A 21,535-nucleotide genomic window follows, 5' to 3' on the forward strand; every position below is an offset into this window, starting at 1 on the left:
ATGTCAAAATTCAAAAAAATTTCTGCTAGTGAATTTGAAACATCTCGTTTTTACCAACTTCCAAAATTTTTATTTGAAGATGATTATTTTTCTAAAATGACAACTGACGCAAAGGTTATGTATGCTCTATTAAAAGATCGTTTTGAATTATCCAAAATCAATAACTGGATTGATAAAGAAAATAATATATATCTACTATATACAAATAAGCAATTATGCTCCATTTTACAATACGGAGAACCTAAAATTATCAAATTGAAAAAAGAGCTAGAAAAATTCAATTTAATTATAAATGAAAGACAAGGACTAAATAGACCTAACAAAATATACCTTTTAGAACCTAGTTATGACAAGGAACTAACAAATCGTAAGTTCCAGAACAAACAAATTGTTAGTTCAAGAACTAACGAAAATATAGTTCAAGAACTAACAATTTGTAAGTCTAATGATACTGAGAATAATGATACTGATTATAAAGAAACTGAGAATAATGATACGTATGATATGAATGATAGTGAAAATATAGATAATCATAATACTTCTCATTCGAATCATACAAATCATCAATCTACTGAATTTAATAATGAAGCACTTAAATATGATTTACTTCAAGAAATGCCAGATCAACTTCAAAACTATTTAAATAACTTTGAAGTTAATGAAATACAAATTATTAAAAGTGTCATACTTAAAGCTAAAACATCATTTAATAATGAGAAGAATACAATATACATGTTAGAAGATATTGAGTTTGAAATGATTAATGTGCTCAAACGTTTTAAGGCAACTTTAATTCAGAAAAACGAAAATGTTGAAGCCATGCAAGGTTATTTAATGCGTTCAATTAAAACAGAACTCGAAGAAATGCATTCCTTAAATATGCGCCGTCAAAATGCGCCACAAAACTATATATTCGACACGTCACACTATTTATGATTGGACGCATGTCGCCTTGAATCTAAATATTTCGCAAAAAAATAAGTCCGTTGAATAATTAAATTTAAATAAGAAAGATGATGTTGTCGCGCATACATTACTAGATCTTGAAATTCTATAAAATCTTGGTCTTCAATCATATCAATAATGTTATTAAACACTTCGGACTGACCTTGATCTAATAAAAATTGATTTAAGTCAAACCCACAACCACTTTCAATATTGTTAATATCATAAGGCGTTTTATCTGAATTAGAGGCATGAATAAAATAATCAAACATACCCTTAGGAGACATAATAATTTCAATATGGCTCGGTGTATTTAAGTGTTGTTGAAGTAATTCAGAGACTTGAGAATAACTTTTTAAAGAATCAAAGAATAAAGCACCGTGTTTATGTGATTTTTTGATTAATCCTGTTGATTGATCTATATCTTGATTGTGCCACGGGCTTAAAATATAAGGAATATGCATCTGTTCCAAAATATCTTGATAGTTAGATGGCGTGCTTTCTTCATATATTAAAAAAGCCCACTTATTCGAACGTTTATCTTTCGTCATCCTGGACATCCTTTCTGTGATTATTGATTAATGATGCCATGGGGGTCGTAGTAACCCCATGGCACTGTTAAGATACACATGCGCTTGTGTTTATCACTTCGTGTACCACAACGCATGTGTATCTTAACGTTTGTGGCCTGTAAACCATAGATAACGATGATGTCGTTGAGGTTTTGAAAAGTAATATTTCGGATGCATATGTGTAATTTCTTCATGAATTTGAGGTTCAATCGTTTTTAATATATCGTGAGCCTGCTGTTTCCGAGGGATTTTAATTGCCACGCGTACTTCATTTTGACGAACATCAACAAGGGATTTTCCAACTATTTTATTAAAGTATTGCTGGACAGAATTTGTTTTGCTTTTGCCGTTATTTTGCCAATCTTGAGCCGTGCCTGTGTCAACATCTTGTTTAAGATAATGTCGTAAAACCATTGTGTGATAAACAGATTTGATATGATTCGTGAGTTGGTCTTTCAATAAACGAATCGTTAAATCGATAACCATTAACATCAACGCTAATCCTAACAAGTAAAATGTAAGTTGATATAAACCGTTTGAAATGATTGTGATATAGTGTGTGACATTTTGCATATCGATGATATCGATTTGAGATATAGCTATGTTCAATAGGTCAAAGAGTTTACTAAACATCACTGTCAAAATAGCAAATAAAAACAAGTAAATGATAATATCATACACACGCATGAAGTAGGTTTTTCTCATCACAATACACCAGCCTTTGTATAGTAAGTCGGACATAACAGAGGTAAGACTTGATAGGGGGATTCACTATCAATCACTTGAATCAATCCCGTCCCTTTACCAATAGGTATCACAATACCTTCAGGGTCTAAATCTGGGAATAAAAATTGTGTTGTTTTTTTATTAATATTACCGATTTGAATCAGCACATTGAGTTGTTCTCTAACAGAAACTGGAATGGTTTGATGATCAAACCGTTGAGACACCAGTAATAAATGGACTTTGGTTGCACGCCCTAATAAAGCAATTTGTGATAGTAACGAAAAAAACGCATCTTTAATGGCTTTATTGACACCCTCAGTTAAAGCAAGCACTTCATCAATCACAATGGTTAAGTGCTCAAATTGATAGTCTGGATCGTCATAAAGAATGGTTTGACGCTGTTGAATAATCTGAAAACAATGACTTAAGTTTTCATTAATCTCAGATAAAAAATCAGACTTAGATCGATTTTGATGTGGATGAATCACAGCAATATCATGGATACGTGCCCATCGACTCGGTGTATCAAACTTGGGATCAACAATAATGAGTTCAGATATGGGTTTTAGTACACTTAATAAGTATGTCAGCATATACGACTTACCACTACCTGAATTACCAGCGATCGCTATGGATGTGATGTTTTGATAATTTAAAGTTAATTGTTTCATGACCGGAATTTGTTGATGTGTTAGTGTAGAAGTGAATTGATCTAAATCTGTAATCACTAAGCGTTCAGAAATCCCTTGTTGCCATGGAAAAAACAATGCACGTTGAGTGTGAATATCATCTGTGTCCATAGGAACGAAATATGCAGAACTTTGTTTTAACAATGTGAACTTAGGATATAAAGCTGCACTCGCAATGAGAAATATTTTTTGATATAAGTCATCATCAATAATGTAGCCTGCAGGCAGGCGAGGAAGAAAGTAAAAACCTTCTTCCGTAACCTTGCAGGTAAAACTATTAGTATAACTGGTTTCGCCTTGCATCATGGATCCCAATGCCATATTTAAGCTTTGTAGGAGATATTGTTCGAGCTCTTTAGATGTCATTATTTAACCTCCTTCAGATCTGAAGCTTTGAAATAAACATCATAGCGTACTTCACAAGCTTCTAGATTATCAAAAGTGATAACGCTCATATAATTCGGTAATGTCACTTCATTTTCAAATTTGACTGTGAAGGGTGGTAAACCTTCTTGAACAAACCAAGCTTTATACGCAATAATTTCTCCGGTAGGCTGATTATTCTCAAAACGCTGTTGCGGATAAAGTTCTGTACTTAAGCTATAAATCGGCTTTTTATGATCAATGTAGTTAGACGCTATTTCAGTTGAATAGCCGCCTTTTTTGAAATTGGCTTGAATTTTCATGTGAAACATCCTTTCTATCCTATTGATGCGCATCATTTAGGAAATATATATAGAATTAATCAAAGATATCTGAGATTGATTAAATTTTCGCAAATGAAATAATAAAATAACAGGTGAAAAAATTTATTCGGTTTTTGGAGGTAATAGCGTGATTATCATTAATAACAAAGGTATCAATGATTTTGACTTTAGTTTTTGGATGAATAATCAATTAACTGAGGACAAAATCGATGAAATTTTAGAAGCGTCTGATTTAAGTATGGAACAAGAAATATTTAAAGATAATTATAAAAAATTTTTGGATATAGATGGTAAAGAGGAAAGATGGTATTCTCTGGAAGAAGCTGCGTATATTATTAATGGGAATTATTTTTCAATTTATAATGAAGGTATCCCAAAACGAAATGTCACAACGGATTATGTGAAAAACAAAAGTAATAATATCTTAAATAATATCCAAAATGGAACAAACCAAAATTGGAATAAATATCATTACCCACAAAAAAGGAAGTTTGCATTCAAAAAAGTAAAGTATGTTAATGAAGATATGATCGATGAAATATTAAGAGATGATGTAACAAAACCTGAAAAAATAAAACGAGGTAATATATCAATCGAAGAGTTGCTACCTAATCAAAATAGAATAGCAAAATATATTAGACAGAATGAGAATATACATAATAAAAGTATAATGATAGATTACCTAAATCAATTAAGTGATACACTGGCAAAATCATTAGACGACGTACGTTATTTTTCAAATAAACTATCATTATTTAAATCTGTTATTAAAGATTCTAGAGAAATAGCACAAAATATACATAGGGATCACGATATAGATAATAAAGAAAAATATGAACTTCTGAAAAAAGAATATAGTAATTTTTTAGAAAACTGTATACGTTTTTCTAATGAATATTTAGATATACTAGATATCAAAAATATTTTTAATATTTTTGATACTAAGAAAATTGTTTTAAATCTGTCTTATTATACGAAAATGTGGGAGGTTCCTGATATTAATAATGAACAACCGATAAATAATAATTTACAAAAGTTTGTTGATTTGAAAAAGAAGAAGTATTTAAATAATGTACATTGGAGTAAAAATAAGATACTTAAACAATTAAATGAAATTGAAGTTAAACCCGTTACTTTAAAAGATGGTACTAGTGAAACAGAACGCGTGGCAGAGTGGATGTATAGAAATAAAACAAAAGTTGTTTATGAAATTATAAATAAAGAATTTGATGATGTTTATGATTTACTTAACGGTATGTTGAAGTCTGAATACACAGAACTTATGGGCTATATGAGAATATGGCATAACTTAAGCAAAAATTTATAAGTCTTAGTAACCTGTTATACACTTTAATTGGAGGAGTTAACGTGTATTTCAAAAATATGGATTTCTTGATTGACCTATACAAGAATTTTAACGAAGTAGGGATTTTTGCAGTAATATATATTATATATGCGCTTATTCAAATTCTAAGTCAAAATATTTTATATAAAAGACAAAAGATGGAAAGAGTAAAAACACTGATAATCAATATAATTTTATACATATTTATAACACTAGTAGCATTAATGTACTTGTTAGCAATGATTTTTTATTCACTCAGTGCATATCCTAAAGAAGAAGTGATTAAATATATAACAGATTGGGATAAAATTAGTTTGCCAGCTATATTACTTGTTCTTTATTCGTTATTATTCCCTATTTTTATATTTCCATTTGTAGGAAAACGACGTAGAAAAAACTATTTTGCAGAAAATGTAAATAATTGTATTATTGAAAGAGAAATTATAGATAGAGTGAGTATTAATGGTAGAGATAAATTAATTCTAAAAGATGCCTTAGGATATCAGACAGAAAAAGATATAACAGGAATAAAGGATTTAAAAATTAGTACATCTCAAAAAAAATCTTGGTTAACGTTAGAAGACATTAAAATAGCTACGATGAGTCTAAGAGATAAACAATTACTGTTAAAAATGATTATAGGTTTAATAATATTTGGGGTCCCTACAGGGTATTTTGTGTGGAACTTCATCAGTGTCGTTGATGATTGGGATAGAATAATGCACGCAAATGATATATTTATGTATATGGGTCTTTTCACGTTACCATTAATGGTAACAGTTGAGTTATATGTAGTTGCATTTATTATTACCAAAAATTTATTTAAAAAGAAAAAATGATAACAAATTTAGATTAAGAGAAAATAACTTATCAAAGGTCGTATATTAGAACATGATATATATAGTTCGCCTATCTATCAAGAATCAATCTAGTCGCAGAGAGGGATCATTACTTTGCTAATCATTTTCGTTAATTGGACTATAACATTGGTTGGTGGAGAAATGTAAAAGACTATTATTATTGATTTTGTAGGATTTTTTTGGTTAATAAGTCTTTTCTTATACTATCAACAATACGGTAATTAGCTTGTCAAAGGATTTTACTCTTTCCAATCAATTGTGGATTTGTATCGGTGTAGAAAGTATTTTGTACCAAGCGTCTACCTGCTTTATTTCTAATGAAAAATCAGTTAGTAAATCTTTAATCATTTTTCTCTTAGAAAACCAATTTGAACGGTTCTGAGAAATATAATATAAAGATAAAAAATTGACATATGATTTATACAGTGCTAAAATTTAAAATGTATATAGGAGAGGTCTTGCCACAAGTAGACATTGAAAAAATAGAGAGTCCATGCTAAAAGTTGGAATTGAAAAAATGGAGAGGTCTTGCCACAAGTAGACATTGAAAAGCGACCAAATATTTGGTCGCTTTATTTTTATACTGTAGGAGAAATTATGAAATTATACTATGTTGATGAAGATTATATTAATGAATTAAGAAATGTAGATGAGAGAGTATTATTAAATAAATCCACTCGTCCTTATTTAGGAGTTGTATTATCTATTAATGATCTTAATTATTTTGTCCCCTTAAGTTCCCCTAAAGAAAATAAAAAACTAAATAATCAACTATCAATAAAATTGTTTGAGGTTAATAATATTCAAAATAGATTAGGATATCTATTATTTTTAAATATGATACCTGTTCCTGATAAATATCTTTCTAAAATAGATATGCAATACATAAAGGAGCAAGATTTAGAATATTATAACTTATTAACTAACCAATTAATTTTTATTAGGCAAGAAAATCAAAGAATCGTAAATAAAGCCCAAAAAGTATATAAAAATGCTGTGATAAAAAAAGTTTCATTTTTTGAATCAATGTGTGTAGATTATTTAGCATTGGAAAGATATGTGAAAGATTTAAAACAGTAAAAAAGATAATTCTGTCAATAATTCCCCTCAACATACTCAGAAGAATTTTAGTGTAAAGTCTTTGTAATTGTCTATCTTAGTTAATTAGATGTTTACTATTATTTCTATATTAATATATAGCTAAAATTAATAAAATAGAAGTCATTAGCTGAATTACTTATGAATCAAAATAAATTTTATATACAAAATGTCATTTTTGAATACGCTCTAAATAAACAAAAATAGTCCTCTTATTAAAATAAGAGGACTATTTTTGTTTAAAATTATTCAAGACCATTCGCTTTCTAACATACTCATTTGCCATAAATTATAATATTCTCCATTTAATTTTCTAAAGTCTCTTTTTTCTCCTTCTTTTATAAATCCAATCTTTTTGTAACTTTTAATAGCTGATTTATTAAAGGCAAAAACACCTAATTCAATTCTGTGTAGTCCCAAATCTTCAAAAGCCTTTTTCAATAATTTCTTTATTATTTTAGGGCCTAATCCTTGGCCACGCATTTGCGGATCACCTACTAAAACTTTACTTAACGTGGCGGAACAATTTTTAAAATCTATATTATTTAAAGCAATATGACCTATAATTTTTTTTGAATTATTTTCTTCAATGATAACTTTATAAATTATTTTACTAGAATTTTCTTTATTTGTGTCTTTAATATATTCCTTTAATTGTTCTTCATCTAGGGGATAATTAAAATCTGTACCTGCCCATTTGACTAAAAGTTCAGGAGAGTTTATCCAGTTTATTAATAAATCAAAATCTTTCTCCTCAAAATATTCAAACTTAATCAATAAATTACTCCTTAAATAATAGGTTATTAACTATAAAAATTCAGTGAATGTTGCAATATAAACAACCACTACAATTTTTTGATACTTTCTTCATCAACTTTCTATCTTAAATTTTCGATTTTTTATAAAGCGTTTTGTATTATCTAAATAACTCTTTACAATTTACTGATTTTTAAGCTTTTGCTAATAGATTTATGCAACTTTAATATTATAAGTAAATCTATGCACTTCATCATTAAATTTAAATTCTGCCCAAATTTTATACATCCCTTTTTTAGGAAAATGAGCATAAAAGGTTGTAGAATCAGGTGATTCTGGGTGAACATGAATATAATCAGTTAATTGCTCATCAAATATAATCACATGTCCTAAAGCTCCTAAATAAGGTTGGGGAGTTAATTCTGTATTGAAAGTTAAAGGGACATGTTCATCTTCTTTAGCACTTATAGAATTTAAAGTTACATGAACTCCTTTGTTAACTTTTACCCAATTTTTATCAGAATTTAAAGATGTTGTAGAGGTTATTTTATCTCCAATTTGCAGTTCAATAGGATGAACGGAATACACATGGTTTTTTGGTGTAACATCAACAAAAGCCTGGTAAGTTCCTGGCTCTAATTGTTGGTTAATTATAAATAAACCTTCATGCTTTTTTTGAGGGTGTAGGTGGTAATATTTCTCCATGTCATTAGATACTAAAACGAAATGCATTTCTTTTTCATGCATAGTATCTAATAATGGGGCATTATTAAATTCATCTTCTAACGTAATTTCTATATTACCATCTCTATATACAACATTTGCTTTAATTTCGGGTTTGTTTGAATGATATTCATGATTATGATTCATATTTTTATCCTCCTTAATTTTTAATAAGGGCATATCATTAAACGATATGCCCAACTATTTAAATTATTTAATTACATCGTAACCTTGATCTTCAATAGCTTCTTTAAAGTCGTTGAAAGCTACTTGATTTTCATCAAATTCAACTTCCACATTCCCATTCGCCAAGCTTACTTCTGAAGATGTTACACCATCTAATCCATTTAATGCTTTTTCAATTGAATGCTTGCAATGGTCACAGCTCATACCTTCTACATTAATAACTTCGTTAGTCAATGTTGTCACCTCCTTTCAAGAAATATAAGATTCTTATAATTTCATACGTTTTAGACGTAAAGCGTTTGTGACAACACTTACAGAACTTAAAGCCATTGCTGCTCCCGCAACCCAAGGTGCTAGCAGACCAATTGCTGCTATAGGGATACCTGCAACATTGTAACCAAACGCCCAAAATAGATTTTGGCGAATATTACGAATTGTAGATTTACTTGCTTTTATTGCTTTTGGAATTAATAAAAGGTCTCCTCCTAAAATAGTTATATCAGCAGCTTCGATTGCAACTTCTGTACCTGTACCAATGGCAATACCAATATCTGCTTTAACTAGTGCTGGAGCATCATTGACACCATCTCCAACCATAGCTACTTTTTTACCTTCAGATTGAATTTCTGCTACTTTAGAAGCTTTTTCTTCTGGTAAAACCTCTGCAATAATCGTGTCTATACCAACTTGTTTTGCTATTGCTTGTGCGGTACGTTTGTTATCACCAGTTAACATAGCAACTTCAATACCTAATTCATGAAGTTTTTGAATAGCTTGTTGGGCAGTATCTTTAACTGTATCAGCTACAGCGACAACCCCTCTCAATTCGTTATCTACGCTTATAAGCATTGCAGTTTTTCCTTCTTTTTCAAATTGAGCGAGATTTGTTTCAGCTTCATTAGTTTGGATTCCTTTTTCACTCATTAGTTTTCGATTTCCGACAAAAAGTTCTTTACCATCAATTGTTGCATTTATACCGCGCCCTGGTATAGCTTCAAAATGGTCTACTTCTAAAAATTCTAATGATTTTTCTTTAGCATAACTTACGATAGCTTCAGCTAGTGGGTGTTCAGAACCTTTTTCTGCACTAGCTAACAATTGTAATGTTTGATCATCTCCACTAAAATCAGTGACTTCAGGTGTGCCATTTGTTATAGTGCCAGTTTTATCTAAAACAACTGTATTAATAGCGTGTGTACCTTCAATGTGTTCTCCACCTTTAAATAGAATGCCATTTTCAGCAGCTTTTCCGGTACCCACCATTATAGAAGTAGGCGTAGCTAAGCCTAACGCACAAGGACAAGCGATAACTAATACTGCTATTGCAGCAACTAAGGCTGGTTCAAATTGTCCCGGCTGAACTAATGAAATCCATATAATAAATGTGAAAATCGCGATACCTACAACGATAGGTACAAAATATCCAGAAATAATATCTGCTAGTCTTTGTATTGGCGCTTTAGAACCTTGCGCTTCTTCGACAACTTTAACAATGGAGGCAAGAGCTGTATCTTTACCAACTTTTGTTGCTTCAACAGTAATTGCTCCATTTTTATTCATTGTTGATCCTATAACATTATCATTTTGCATTTTTTCAACAGGAATAGATTCACCTGTCAACATTGACTCGTCAATTGAAGTCATACCTTTAATTATTTTGCCATCTACTGGTATTTTTTCTCCTGGTTTGATAACTAAATAGTCTCCTTCTTTTACCTCACTTAAAGGAACCATAGTCTCTTCACCGTTGCGTAATATACGTGCTTCTTTAGCTTGTAAATTCAACAATTTACTTAACGCATTTGTTGTTTGTGTTTTAGCACGTGCTTCTAAATACTTTCCGAAAAGAATTAAAGTAATTAATACAGCACTTGTTTCAAAATATAGGTGTGGCTCATAATTTGTATTAATTAACCACTTAATCGATTCATAAATACTATAAAAGAAGGCTGCGCTTGTACCTAAAGCGACAAGAACATCCATATTTGCTGACCCATTACGAAGGTTTTTATAAGCGCCTACATAAAATTGCCAACCAATAACAAATTGAACAGGCGTTGCTAATACAAATTGGAACCACGGGTTCATAAATATATGTGGTATTTGAATACCAAATAAATGAACGAACATTGTCATTAACAATGGAGCTGCTAAAACAGCTGAAACAACTAATTTAATTAACTGTCGTTTTAATTGTTTTTCTTTTTGGGAACTTTTTTCTGATGCTTCTTTTTTAGGTTGTGCCTCATACCCTAGGTTTTTAATACGTTGTTGAAATTCATCTACAGACGTCATATCAGGGTTGTATTCTACAGTAGCACTTTCTGTGGTTAAATTAACTGTAGCCTTATTTACACCTGAGATTCGATTTAAAACTTTTTCGATTTTATTCGAACAAGCTGCACACGTCATTCCCATTACATCGAGATCCACTTTTTCGGTTAAAACTCCATAACCTGTTTTTTGAATTGTATTTGCAATATCTTCTAATGATGTAACATTGGGGTTATATTCAATTGTAGCTTTCTCTGTAGAAGGATTTACATTAGCGTTAACTTCATCTAATTTATTTAGATTTTTTTCTACTTTATTCGAGCAAGCTGCACATGTCATGCCTGTGATACCTAATGAGGTTTTTTTAATATTTTCACTCAATTATTTCTTTCCTCCTATTTTGAAAATTGTTTTAATACAACCATCAATTCTTTGATACTTTCTTCTCCGTTGCCATTTTTAATACCTTCACTTACACAATTAGATATATGGTCTTCAGTTACTATAAAACCCACTTGTTTTAGGGCTGATTGTATTGCTGTTATTTGTACTAGTACATCTATACAATATCTATCTTCTGCTATCATTGATTGTAAACCGCGCATTTGTCCTTCTAATCTTTTGAGTCTATTGAGCAATGCGTCATTGTTTTTAACAGTAGTAGTGTTCAATTTCACCCCTCCTCATATACCCTAACGGGGTATCTCTTGTTGGAATCTATATTATACCCCTAGTAGGTATAAGTCAATACAAAAGTTTCATATAAAAAATTAATATTTATAGTTTGTTTTAAGAGGTACACTTGTATAAAATGTATGCTAAAACTTATATTAGGAGAGATATATTTGGATAAAAATATACAACTTGAGCTTTACACAAGACCTACATGCTCTGATTGCCAAGAATCAAAAAGGTATTTAAACTCTCAAGAGATTAGTTATAGTCATAAAGATGTAAGTCAAAATTTGGACTTAGAAGAAGAAATGAAAAAAATATCAGGCAACCGAATTGTTCCCTTATTTGTTTTTTATAAAAAAATTTTTTGGGGTAAAAAAAAGTTGTTTAAATATTACGTGGGATTTGAAAATAACAAAAAAGATATATTAAATATATTGGAATAATTAAATAAACAGCCATTATTAAAAAATAATGGCTGTTTATTTAATGATGATGTTGACTGTCTTCTTCTTTCACGATACAAAACAATTTTTCACTATGATTATTGTTAGAAGTTTCAGTCTGTATTGTGACATGTTGAATATTTTGATGATTGAGTTCATGTTCTATACGTTTAAGTAAAAACTCATTTTCAGTAATGGTCATTGTATCTTCTACAACAATATGACAAGATAACGCGTTTAATCCGCTAGTTACTGACCAAACATGAAAGTCATGAATATTTTTAACTTCTTTGAATTTTTTAATAGTTTTAATAATGTCTTTTGTATTTATATTGCTTGGTGCTCCCTCCATTAATACATGAAGACTTGATTTTGTTACATAAAAGCCGCTACGTAGTACTAAAATTGCTACAATCACACTTGCTAAAGGATCCGCCCACCCCCATCTAAAAAATATAATGAGAAGGGCTGCTATAACTGCACCTATAGATCCAAGCATGTCGCTTATTACATGCAAATATGCTCCACGCATATTTAAGTTTTCTTCTACATCGCTCCCGCGCAGCATTATCCAAGCCACAATAATATTAATAAACAAGCCTACCAAGGCGATAATTAACATGCCTGTAGAAGCTACCTCAGGGGGGTTTTTAAATCTCTCAATAGCTTCATAAAAAATATAGATAGCTATTAACATCAAAGTAATACCATTAAGTACAGCTGCTAGTATTTCAAACCTTTTGTAGCCAAAAGTTTTATTTGTATTAGCTTGCTTCGCTCCTAAAGTAAATGCAATTAAAGCAATACCTAAAGAAATAGAATCACTTAACATATGACCAGCATCTGAAATTAACGCAAGACTGTTAGTAAAGAAACCACCTAACCCTTCTACAATCATGTAACTTGTAATAATAATAAAACTAATTAATAAAGTCTTTTTGTTCGCGCCATGTGTATGATTATGATTGTGATCGTTTTCCATTTAATCCCTCCTCTTTTTAATGATGAAAAATATTTTCTATAATTTGAATTTTTGTTTTTATAACTATAGAGTTAAAAAATATAAAATTTCAATTAATGTTTTGTTACTCGAAGAAAATCATACTAACTTATGAATATATGCTCATATATTCATAAGTTAGTATGATTTTTATCCTTTGTCAATATAGAAATGCTTTGTATTTTGTATATTAAATAAAAACCCTACTTTGCTTTGGACAGTAGTGGGATTTTTGCATATGATAAACCACACTTCACTTGCTAAATATTAACTATATTATAATTAACAAGTGATAATTTCTTTTTAGAGAAAATAATGTATTCACGCCTTTAGGCGTGAATACATTATTTTTTTTTGAATAGTTTAGAAAAGATAGATTGTTTTTGTTCATTTTTTTTTGATGCTTTTGGAGTAATGATATCTTCTTTTGAATCTATATTATCAGTTTCTATTTTTTTGGTATTACTTAATATATTTTGGCTATTTAAATTCAAAGATTGTTCTTGTTTTAATGCAATTGTTAAATCGTCAATTTGTCGATTCTTTTGTCGAATTTCTGATTCTAAATGCTCTATGTATTTATCGATATAACTGCTATATTGGTTATTTAATGATTCTGTTTTGTTTGTCGATTTTTCATCAAATTTTGTCGATTCTTTTGTCGTTTTTTTATTTAAAATTGTTTTTAGATAATCTATTGTATTATCATCTATTAATGATTTGTTACCTACTTTGTTTACCTTCAAATTTGAAGGTAAACTTTTTAAATGATAATGAATTGTTTGTTTAGAGACATCTAAAAGTTCAGAAACTTCCTTTACAGTTTTCATCAAATAACTGGGTCTCCTTTACTTTTTCATTTTTTGTAAAAACGCTTGACGTTCTTCTTCTGTATACGCAGATGTCTTAGATGTGGTTGGTTCATAAGTGTTATTTTTTAACCATTGTGGCGTCATTTCACGGCTTATATATTGTTTTGGTTTGCCTGTACTTATCATATTAGATTGTCGTTTCGAATGAATACGTTTCTCAGGTTCAAAAGAAAATTCTAACCATTCAATCTTTCGTCCTTTTTTAGCTTTAATTTTATTAATATTGAGATTTTTAAATAAAAAGGGTTCTGTTGCAAAGTAAAAAATATAGCTAATCACTAATATATCATGTCAGTGTTCGTTTAACTTGCTAGCATGATGCTAATTTCGTGGCATGGGGAAAATCCGTAGATCTGAAGAGACCTACGGTTCTTTTTATATAGAGCGTAAATACATTCAATACCTTTTAAAGTATTCTTTGCCGTATTGATACTTTGATATCTTGTCTTTCTTACTTTAATATGACGGTGATCTTGCTCAATGAGGTTATTCAGATATTTCGATGTACAATGACAGTCAGGTTTAAGTTTAAAAGCTTTAATTATTTTAGCCATTGCTGCCTTCGTTGAAGGTGCCTGATCTGTAACTACCTTTTGAGGCTTACCAAATTGTTTAATGAGACGTTTGATAAACGCATATGCTGAATGATTATCTCGTTGCTTACGCAACCAAATATCTAATGTATGTCCCTCTGTATCAATGGCACGATATAAATAGCTCCATTTTCCTTTTATTTTGATATACGTCTCATCAATACGCCATTTGTAATAAGCTTTTTTATGCTTTTTCTTCCAAATTTGATATAAAATTGGGGCATATTCTTGAACCCAACGGTAGATCGTTGAATGATGAACGTTTACACCACGTTCTCTTAATATTTCAGATATATCACGATAGCTCAATGCATATCTTAGATAGTAGCCAACGGCTACAGTGATAACATCCTTGTTAAATTGTTTATACCTGAAATAGTTCATACAGAAGACTCCTTTTTGTTAAAATTATATTATAAATTCAACTTTGCAACAGAACCATTTAGAATATTAAAATTCCTTCATTACACTCTTGGCGGTTTCACTTATCAACTTATCATTTGGCTTATCACTTTTATTGTCTTTATTCGTAAAAATGACTAAAACAATAGGTTCAGATTGGCCCTTAGGATAAACAAAAGCAACATCATTTCTAGAAGCATATGTTATTGCTTGACCACTTTTATCAGCAACCTTACAGTCTTTTGAAACACCGTCTTTAATTAAAGTATCTCCGCTTTTATTATTTAACATTAAATCAAGTAAGAATTTTTTGTTTTCTTTGCTTAATTTTCCATTTGCGATAAGTTTATTTAAAGTCTTACCGAAAGCAGCAGGTGTTGAAGTATCTTTTTTGCTCTTTGGTGAATAGTAATTTAATTCTATCTCATATCTAACTGGATTTGTTACTTTATCTCCTAGTTCTTTTAGACGTTGTTTAACTTTTTTGATTCCACCAATTTCTTTTATAATTTTATTGTTTGCTGTATTATCACTATATGCCATTGAAGCCTCAATAAGTTCTTTTAAAGTGATATCTTTTCCTACATATTTTTCTAAAATAGGAGAATAAGCAACTATATCATCTTTGTTAATATGTATTTTTTTATTTAACTTATTATAAGGTACTTGTTCTAACAAAATAGCACTATTTATCGCTTTTGAAGTCGAAGCATAGGCAAATCTCTTATCTGAATTAAATTTTACTTCCTTACCACTTTTAGTATCTAAAGCATAAACACCAATATGAGCATTATATTTTTTTTCTAAATCATTTAACTCTTTGGCATGTGAACTGTTTGAATTACATGCACTTAAAACTAAAGCAATTGCAATTAAAAATATTAACTTTTTCAAAATAAACCCTCCAATATTACAGTTGTAATTTTTACAAATTAATAATATTACAATTGTAATATTGGTGTCAATTGTTTATTATAAATAATTGAAAGAAGGTGTCAAAATGGCTAAATTACTAATAATGAGCGTAGTAAGCTTTTGTTTTATATTTCTATTGTTAGTATTTTTTAGGTATATATTAAAACGCTATTTTAATTATAGTTTAAATTATAAAGTTTGGTATCTAACTGTGCTTGCTGGATTAATTCCTTTTATCCCAATTAAATTCTCTTTTATAAAATTTAATAATGTGAATAATCAATCGCCCACAGTTGAAAGTAGGTCACACGACTTGAACCATAACATAAATACCACCAAACCTGTTCAAGAGTTCACAACAGATATCCATAAGTTTAATTGGGATTCAATTGATAATATCTGCACAGTTATTTGGATAGTTTTGGTTATTATTTTAAGTTTTAAATTTTTGAAATCCTTATTATATCTTAAATATTTAAAGAGACAGTCACTTTATCTAAACGAAAATGAAAAAAATAAAATAGATACGATACTTTTCAACCATCAATATAAAAAAAATATTGTGATTCGAAAAGCAGAGACTATTCAATCTCCAATAACTTTTTGGTATGGGAAATATATTATTTTGATTCCTAGTTCATATTTTAAAAGTGTAATTGACAAAAGACTAAAATATATAATATTGCATGAATATGCTCATGCTAAAAATAGAGATACTTTACATTTAATTATCTTTAATATCTTCTCTATTGTTATGAGTTACAATCCATTAATACATATTGTAAAAAGAAAGATAATTCATGACAATGAAGTAGAAGCCGATAGATTTGTTCTTAATAATATTAACAAAAATGAATTTAAAACTTATGCGGAATCTATTATGGACTCCGTATTAAATATTCCATTTTTTAATAAAAATATATTAAGCCATTCATTTAATGGTAAAAAGTCATTACTCAAAAGAAGATTAATTAATATAAAAGAAGCCAATTTGAAAAAACAGTCCAAATTAATTCCAATTTTTATTTGTATTTTTACTTTTTTGCTCATGGTAATTCAAAGCCAGTTTTTGATGGGGCAATCCATAACTGATTATAATTATAAAAAGCCCTTACAGAACGATCACCAAATTTTAGATGAAAGTAAAAATTTTGGTTCAAATAGTGGATCTTTCGTCATGTACAGCATGAAGAAAGACAAATACTATATTTATAATGAAAAAGAAAGTAGAAAGAGATATTCTCCTGATTCAACTTATAAAATTTATTTAGCGATGTTTGGACTTGACCATCATATCATAAGTGATAAAAATTCACGTATGTCATGGAATCATAAACATTATCCTTTCGAGTCTTGGAATAAGGAACAAGATTTAAATACAGCAATGCAAAATTCAGTTAATTGGTACTTCGAACGTATTAGTAATCAAATACCAAAGAACTATACTGCGGCTCAACTCAAGCAATTAAATTATGGTAATGAAAACTTGGGAAGTTATAAAAGCTATTGGATGGAAGATAGTTTGAAAATATCTAATCTTGAACAAGTAATAGTTTTTAAAAATATGATGGAACAAAATAACCATTTTAGTAAAAAAGCAAAGAATCAATTATCTTCTTCATTATTGATTAAGAAAAATGAAAAGTATGAACTGTATGGGAAAACAGGTACAGGTATAGTAAACGGGAAGTATAATAATGGGTGGTTTGTAGGTTACGTAATTACAAATCATGATAAGTATTATTTTGCTACACATTTATCAGATGGAAAGCCGTCTGGGAAAAATGCTGAATTAATCAGTGAAAAAATATTAAAAGAAATGGGTGTTTTAAATGGCCAATAAGCAAGTTGAAATATCTATGGCTGAATGGGATGTTATGAATATAATATGGGATAAAAAATCAGTATCAGCTAATGAAATTGTAGTTGAAATTCAAAAATATAAAGAAGTTAGCGATAAAACGATTAGAACATTAATCACAAGACTATATAAAAAAGAGATTATAAAACGATACAAATCAGAGAATATTTATTTTTACTCATCAAATATTAAAGAAGACGATATTAAAATGAAAACTGCTAAAACCTTTCTTAATAAACTGTATGGAGGGGACATGAAAAGTTTAGTGCTGAATTTTGCGAAAAATGAAGAATTAAATAACAAAGAAATTGAAGAATTGCGAGACATTTTAAATGATATTAGTAAAAAGTAATTAGAGATATGTTTCAAACATAATACATATGTAAACTATGCTTGACTCTTATTAAATTAGTTTTGTTAATAACATTTAAAATATTTTATTAAATATGAGAGTGTCCAGAAAATAACCATTTTCTGTACACTCTCTTTTTACGTCGAAATAATTGAGTATTACATATATTTGTGTGTTCAAAAACCCAACAAATAATCTATGTTCACAAAAGACCTTGTAATTAAGTTATGGTACACTGAATGTGTGTATAGGAGGATTGTATTTTGAAAATAGGTTATGCGAGAGTTTCTACAGGATTACAAAATTTACATTTACAAGAGGATCGATTAAATGCATATGGTTGTGAAAAGATATTTAATGATCATATGAGTGGTTCAAAAAGTAAAAGACCTGGTTTAGATAAAGCAATTGAATTTGCAAGGTCAGGAGATACGATTGTTGTTTGGAGATTAGATAGATTAGGACGTAATATGGAGGATTTAATCACATTAGTTAATGAGCTTAACGAACGAGGTGTAAGTTTTCATAGTTTAGAAGAAAATATAACGATGGATAAATCAAGTTCTACAGGACAATTGTTATTTCATTTATTCGCGGCATTTGCAGAATTTGAACGTAACTTAATTTTAGAACGTTCTTCAGCTGGTCGAATTGCAGCTCGCGCTAGAGGACGCTATGGAGGGAGACCAGAAAAGCTAAATAATAAAGATTTAAAACTACTCAAAACACTATATGATAATGGCACGCCGATTAAGACAATTGCGGAACAATGGCAAGTTTCACGTACAACAATTTATCGCTATCTCAATAAAATAGAAGATGGAAAGAATGATAAGTAAATACAACTTAACTTTCAACAATAGTAAAAGTTAAACAAAACACACCCTAATCATACAAAGTAATTTGTTGAAATTATAACAATACAAAAGTATGATTAGGGTGTATATTGATTAGAAGGTGAATATATATGATTATTGGCTATGCGAGAGTATCATCTATCGACCAAAAATTAGAAAGACAATTGGAAAATTTAAAAGCATTTGGTGCAGAAAAAATATTTACAGAAAAGCAATCTGGTAAATCTATTGAAAATAGACCAATATTTCAAGAAGCACTTAGCTTTTTGAGAATGGGAGATCGATTTGTAGTGGAATCAATTGATCGTTTAGGTCGTAATTATGATGAAATTATTGCAACTGTAAATCATTTAAAAGAAAAAGACGTACAGCTAATGATTACAAGTTTACCTATGATGAATGAGGCCATTGATAATCCTTTGTTAGATAAATTTATGAAAGATTTAATCGTTCAAATATTAGCAATGGTTTCAGAACAAGAAAGAAATGAAAGTAAACGTCGACAAGCACAAGGAATTCAAATTGCGAAGGAAAAAGGTGTGTATAGAGGGCGTCCTTTATTGTATTCTCCTAATGCTAAAGATCCACAGAAACGTATTATCTATCATAGAGTTGTCGAAATGTTAAAAGAAGGAAAAGCTATTAGTAAGATTGCGAAAGAAGTGAACATCACAAGACAGACTATTTATAGAATTAAACACGATAATGATTTGGTTTAATAAATTTTGCTTCGATGCAAATGAAAGATTTTTACAGCGTTGTAAATGCATACATTCATAAAGTGACAAAAGTCGTTATTTCAAATTTAGTTAAAAATAAAAGGATAATACAATTAGTTATTAGATGATATAATGATTTTGTATTATTATTAAAAATATTAAGCAAGGAGAAGATTATCATTCAAAAACTACTTTCAATAGTTATTTCAGTTTATAATAAAGAAATGTTTATAGAAAAATGCATCCAATCTATAATAGATTTGAATATAGACAAATCTATTATAGAAGCTATATTCATAGATGACGCTTCTATAGATAACTCATATAATATTTTAAGTCAATATGTAGAACGTTATGATTTCATTCGTTCTATTCAGTTAGAAAAAAATACAGGCGGTCCAGCTGAACCTCGTAATATTGGAATACGAGAAGCAAAAGGGAAATATATTACTATAGTAGATGCCGATGACTGGCTAGACTCTAATGGACTTCCTAGTTTAGTTTTTCAGATGAATGAAAATAAAGCAGATATTGGATTTGGTCAGTGTTTTAAACATCGTAATAAAGAAATTGTAAAAGTTGCCAACTTTGCTTCGTATGATAAGAAAAATAATTTGATTCCTTATGAAATGTATAAAATTTTTAGGGCAATAGGCCCATGGGGAAAAGTTTTCAAAAGAGAAACGGTTATAAATAATGATATTAAGTTTAAAAATCTTAAGTACGCAGAAGATAAACTTTTTTATTGCGAGTTAATAAGCAAGTCTAAAAATGCTTCCATTACTAATGAACATGTTTATCATGTGAATCGATATATAGATAATATTTCATTAGTTAAAGAAACTGACAATATAGCTAAAATTAACTTTAATTTAGAAGTTTTAAAAGATTTAATTCAAATGGATTTACCAGAATATGCAAAAAGACAAATACTTTGCCGTATAATTGAAGTAGATTTTATATCCAGAATTTTCCTTAAAAAAGCTTTTTTAAAAGCAGAAAATAAAGCTATCTTTTACGAGAAGTTTAATGAAGCTATAAAGATAATTACAGATTACGGTTATGATATTAATGAGTTATTAGACAATGAAAGGTATAAGAACGTTTACCTTGCCTATTGCAATAATCAAAAAGAATTCGAAAATTTTATTAAATATATGCTTTATGAAATCAACTATAATAAATACATAAAGAATAACAATGTTTATTTAAAATATCCAAAAAAGTTTGAAAACATTCCTGATTTAGTAAAAAAATGTGTTGCTATACATAAAGGCACTGAACTTATTAATGAAACATATTATGAAGTTATACAATTATTCAAAAAAAATACATCTGCCATTACAGGAGTTCAGTTGGTTAAAGTAAATGATGAAACTATTTATAAAGATATTGATTACGTAATAAAAGATAATCATATATATATAAAATGCAAAGATATTCATTTGGGAAACAATGATTTTAATATTAAAATCAAGGTTGATGCGTTTGACTCTTCTTTTGTTTATGCATCTTATCCATATGGTAATAATAATAATAAATTAAATAGACAGAATGCTAAATTAATATTTAATCCAACGGATAAAGAAAAAAATATCGTTAATCAAGTTGCAAAAATTTCTGATAATAAAAAAGCTAATTATTTAAAAAAAACTCCTGCATTTGTAGTGACTATTAAAAAAACAAATTTATATAGAGATTTAGAATTTAAAGAAAAAGTCCAACCTATTCAAAAAGGGGAAGTTTTTGAAATTATTTCTAGCAAAAAAAGTTCTAAAAATATCCTTAGATTAATAACTAAGGATGGGACTTTTTTATCTTCGAACACTAATATTGTATTACCTATAACAATAGATAACATCACTAATACTTCTAATAAAAAATCTTCAAGGTTCGTGGCTAAGTTAAAGAAAAAACTTTTCAAAAAGTAATTGGACTGACGACAAATATTCGGAATAACCA

General features: G+C 29.1%; 23 protein-coding genes and 1 pseudogene. 10 read left to right on the forward strand and 14 right to left on the reverse strand.

The window, feature by feature from the left end:
• On the forward strand, positions 1–936 hold the full coding sequence (locus tag LPC11_RS12345) for a replication initiator protein A (protein WP_145541583.1): 936 nt from the start codon (positions 1–3) through the stop codon (positions 934–936).
• On the opposite strand, the gene LPC11_RS12350 is transcribed toward LPC11_RS12345, so the two are convergent.
• The 4 genes from LPC11_RS12350 to LPC11_RS12365 all read right to left on the reverse strand — a co-directional run bounded on the left by LPC11_RS12350 (position 927) and on the right by LPC11_RS12365 (position 3,618).
• Positions 927–1,496, reverse strand: a complete 570-nt coding sequence (locus tag LPC11_RS12350; RefSeq protein WP_050969614.1) for a replication protein — start codon at positions 1,494–1,496, stop codon at positions 927–929. The two genes, LPC11_RS12345 and LPC11_RS12350, sit on opposite strands and share 10 nt — an antisense overlap.
• Before the next feature lie 123 nt (positions 1,497–1,619).
• On the reverse strand, positions 1,620–2,222 hold the full coding sequence (locus LPC11_RS12355) for a hypothetical protein (protein WP_231307402.1): 603 nt from the start codon (positions 2,220–2,222) through the stop codon (positions 1,620–1,622).
• Entirely contained in the window at positions 2,222–3,298 is a 1,077-nt protein-coding gene (locus LPC11_RS12360; protein WP_119548061.1) for an ATP-binding protein, read from the reverse strand. Before LPC11_RS12360 ends, LPC11_RS12355 begins: the two co-directional genes overlap by 1 nt.
• Positions 3,298–3,618 (reverse strand): hypothetical protein, encoded by a 321-nt coding sequence (locus LPC11_RS12365; protein ID WP_046464507.1) that lies wholly within the window; start codon positions 3,616–3,618, stop codon positions 3,298–3,300. The genes LPC11_RS12360 and LPC11_RS12365 overlap by 1 nt, the downstream gene beginning before the upstream one ends.
• A 148-nt stretch (positions 3,619–3,766) precedes the next feature.
• Here LPC11_RS12365 and LPC11_RS12370 point away from each other — a divergent pair, with 148 nt between their 5' ends.
• From LPC11_RS12370 to LPC11_RS12380, 3 genes are all read left to right on the forward strand, one after another.
• Positions 3,767–4,966 carry a hypothetical protein gene (locus tag LPC11_RS12370; RefSeq protein WP_231307403.1) on the forward strand — a complete coding sequence of 400 codons (1,200 nt, stop codon included), beginning with the start codon at positions 3,767–3,769 and terminating at the stop codon, positions 4,964–4,966.
• Positions 4,967–5,007: 41 nt separating this feature from the next.
• On the forward strand, positions 5,008–5,823 hold the full coding sequence (locus LPC11_RS12375; protein WP_001832799.1) for a hypothetical protein: 816 nt from the start codon (positions 5,008–5,010) through the stop codon (positions 5,821–5,823).
• Between the two features lie 549 nt (positions 5,824–6,372).
• Positions 6,373–6,924, forward strand: a complete 552-nt coding sequence (locus LPC11_RS12380) for a type III toxin-antitoxin system ToxN/AbiQ family toxin (protein ID WP_002488419.1) — start codon at positions 6,373–6,375, stop codon at positions 6,922–6,924.
• Positions 6,925–7,191: 267 nt separating this feature from the next.
• On the opposite strand, the gene LPC11_RS12385 is transcribed toward LPC11_RS12380, so the two are convergent.
• From LPC11_RS12385 to LPC11_RS12405, 5 genes are all read right to left on the reverse strand, one after another.
• Entirely contained in the window at positions 7,192–7,719 is a 528-nt protein-coding gene (locus LPC11_RS12385) for a GNAT family N-acetyltransferase (RefSeq protein WP_001831394.1), read from the reverse strand.
• 192 nt (positions 7,720–7,911) lie between these two features.
• A complete protein-coding gene (locus LPC11_RS12390) occupies positions 7,912–8,568 on the reverse strand; it encodes a hypothetical protein (RefSeq protein WP_001831384.1) in 657 nt (218 codons plus the stop codon).
• A gap of 63 nt (positions 8,569–8,631) precedes the next feature.
• On the reverse strand, positions 8,632–8,841 hold the full coding sequence (copZ, locus tag LPC11_RS12395) for a copper chaperone CopZ (RefSeq protein ID WP_001831373.1): 210 nt from the start codon (positions 8,839–8,841) through the stop codon (positions 8,632–8,634).
• A gap of 33 nt (positions 8,842–8,874) precedes the next feature.
• Entirely contained in the window at positions 8,875–11,262 is a 2,388-nt protein-coding gene (locus LPC11_RS12400) for a heavy metal translocating P-type ATPase (protein ID WP_001832797.1), read from the reverse strand.
• A gap of 14 nt (positions 11,263–11,276) precedes the next feature.
• Positions 11,277–11,552 (reverse strand): metal-sensing transcriptional repressor, encoded by a 276-nt coding sequence (locus LPC11_RS12405; RefSeq protein ID WP_001831396.1) that lies wholly within the window; start codon positions 11,550–11,552, stop codon positions 11,277–11,279.
• A 174-nt stretch (positions 11,553–11,726) separates the two neighbouring features.
• Here LPC11_RS12405 and LPC11_RS12410 point away from each other — a divergent pair, with 174 nt between their 5' ends.
• The gene (locus LPC11_RS12410) at positions 11,727–12,002 is read left to right on the forward strand and encodes a glutaredoxin family protein (protein WP_001831374.1); all 276 of its coding nucleotides are present in this window, start codon (positions 11,727–11,729) and stop codon (positions 12,000–12,002) included.
• Positions 12,003–12,042: 40 nt separating this feature from the next.
• On the opposite strand, the gene LPC11_RS12415 is transcribed toward LPC11_RS12410, so the two are convergent.
• From LPC11_RS12415 to blaZ, 5 genes and pseudogenes are all read right to left on the reverse strand, one after another.
• A complete protein-coding gene (locus tag LPC11_RS12415; RefSeq protein WP_001831389.1) occupies positions 12,043–12,984 on the reverse strand; it encodes a cation diffusion facilitator family transporter in 942 nt (313 codons plus the stop codon).
• A 362-nt stretch (positions 12,985–13,346) separates the two neighbouring features.
• Complete coding sequence (locus LPC11_RS12420; RefSeq protein ID WP_002487969.1) at positions 13,347–13,832, reverse strand: helix-turn-helix domain-containing protein; 486 nt, start codon at positions 13,830–13,832, stop codon at positions 13,347–13,349.
• An 18-nt stretch (positions 13,833–13,850) separates the two neighbouring features.
• Positions 13,851–14,117 (reverse strand): annotated as a pseudogene (locus LPC11_RS12425) (replication initiation protein); the annotation flags it as partial.
• 59 nt (positions 14,118–14,176) lie between these two features.
• Positions 14,177–14,851, reverse strand: a complete 675-nt coding sequence (locus LPC11_RS12430; protein ID WP_001105960.1) for an IS6 family transposase — start codon at positions 14,849–14,851, stop codon at positions 14,177–14,179.
• A gap of 66 nt (positions 14,852–14,917) precedes the next feature.
• The gene (gene blaZ / locus LPC11_RS12435; RefSeq protein WP_000733274.1) at positions 14,918–15,763 is read right to left on the reverse strand and encodes a penicillin-hydrolyzing class A beta-lactamase BlaZ; all 846 of its coding nucleotides are present in this window, start codon (positions 15,761–15,763) and stop codon (positions 14,918–14,920) included.
• 106 nt (positions 15,764–15,869) lie between these two features.
• On the opposite strand from blaZ, the gene blaR1 reads away from it, so the two are divergent.
• From blaR1 to LPC11_RS12460, 5 genes are all read left to right on the forward strand, one after another.
• Positions 15,870–17,627, forward strand: a complete 1,758-nt coding sequence (gene blaR1, locus LPC11_RS12440) for a beta-lactam sensor/signal transducer BlaR1 (RefSeq protein ID WP_001096386.1) — start codon at positions 15,870–15,872, stop codon at positions 17,625–17,627.
• On the forward strand, positions 17,617–17,997 hold the full coding sequence (gene blaI / locus LPC11_RS12445; protein WP_001284653.1) for a penicillinase repressor BlaI: 381 nt from the start codon (positions 17,617–17,619) through the stop codon (positions 17,995–17,997). Before blaR1 ends, blaI begins: the two co-directional genes overlap by 11 nt.
• Before the next feature lie 263 nt (positions 17,998–18,260).
• A complete protein-coding gene (locus LPC11_RS12450; protein WP_231307399.1) occupies positions 18,261–18,836 on the forward strand; it encodes a recombinase family protein in 576 nt (191 codons plus the stop codon).
• Positions 18,837–18,964: 128 nt separating this feature from the next.
• The gene (locus LPC11_RS12455) at positions 18,965–19,573 is read left to right on the forward strand and encodes a recombinase family protein (RefSeq protein ID WP_050969608.1); all 609 of its coding nucleotides are present in this window, start codon (positions 18,965–18,967) and stop codon (positions 19,571–19,573) included.
• Between the two features lie 203 nt (positions 19,574–19,776).
• Positions 19,777–21,504, forward strand: a complete 1,728-nt coding sequence (locus LPC11_RS12460; protein WP_259339340.1) for a glycosyltransferase family 2 protein — start codon at positions 19,777–19,779, stop codon at positions 21,502–21,504.
• Positions 21,505–21,535: the final 31 nt, after the last annotated feature.

The organism is Staphylococcus sp. HL28 (assembly GCF_021117155.1).
GTDB classification, from domain to species: Bacteria; Bacillota; Bacilli; order Staphylococcales; family Staphylococcaceae; genus Staphylococcus; species Staphylococcus warneri.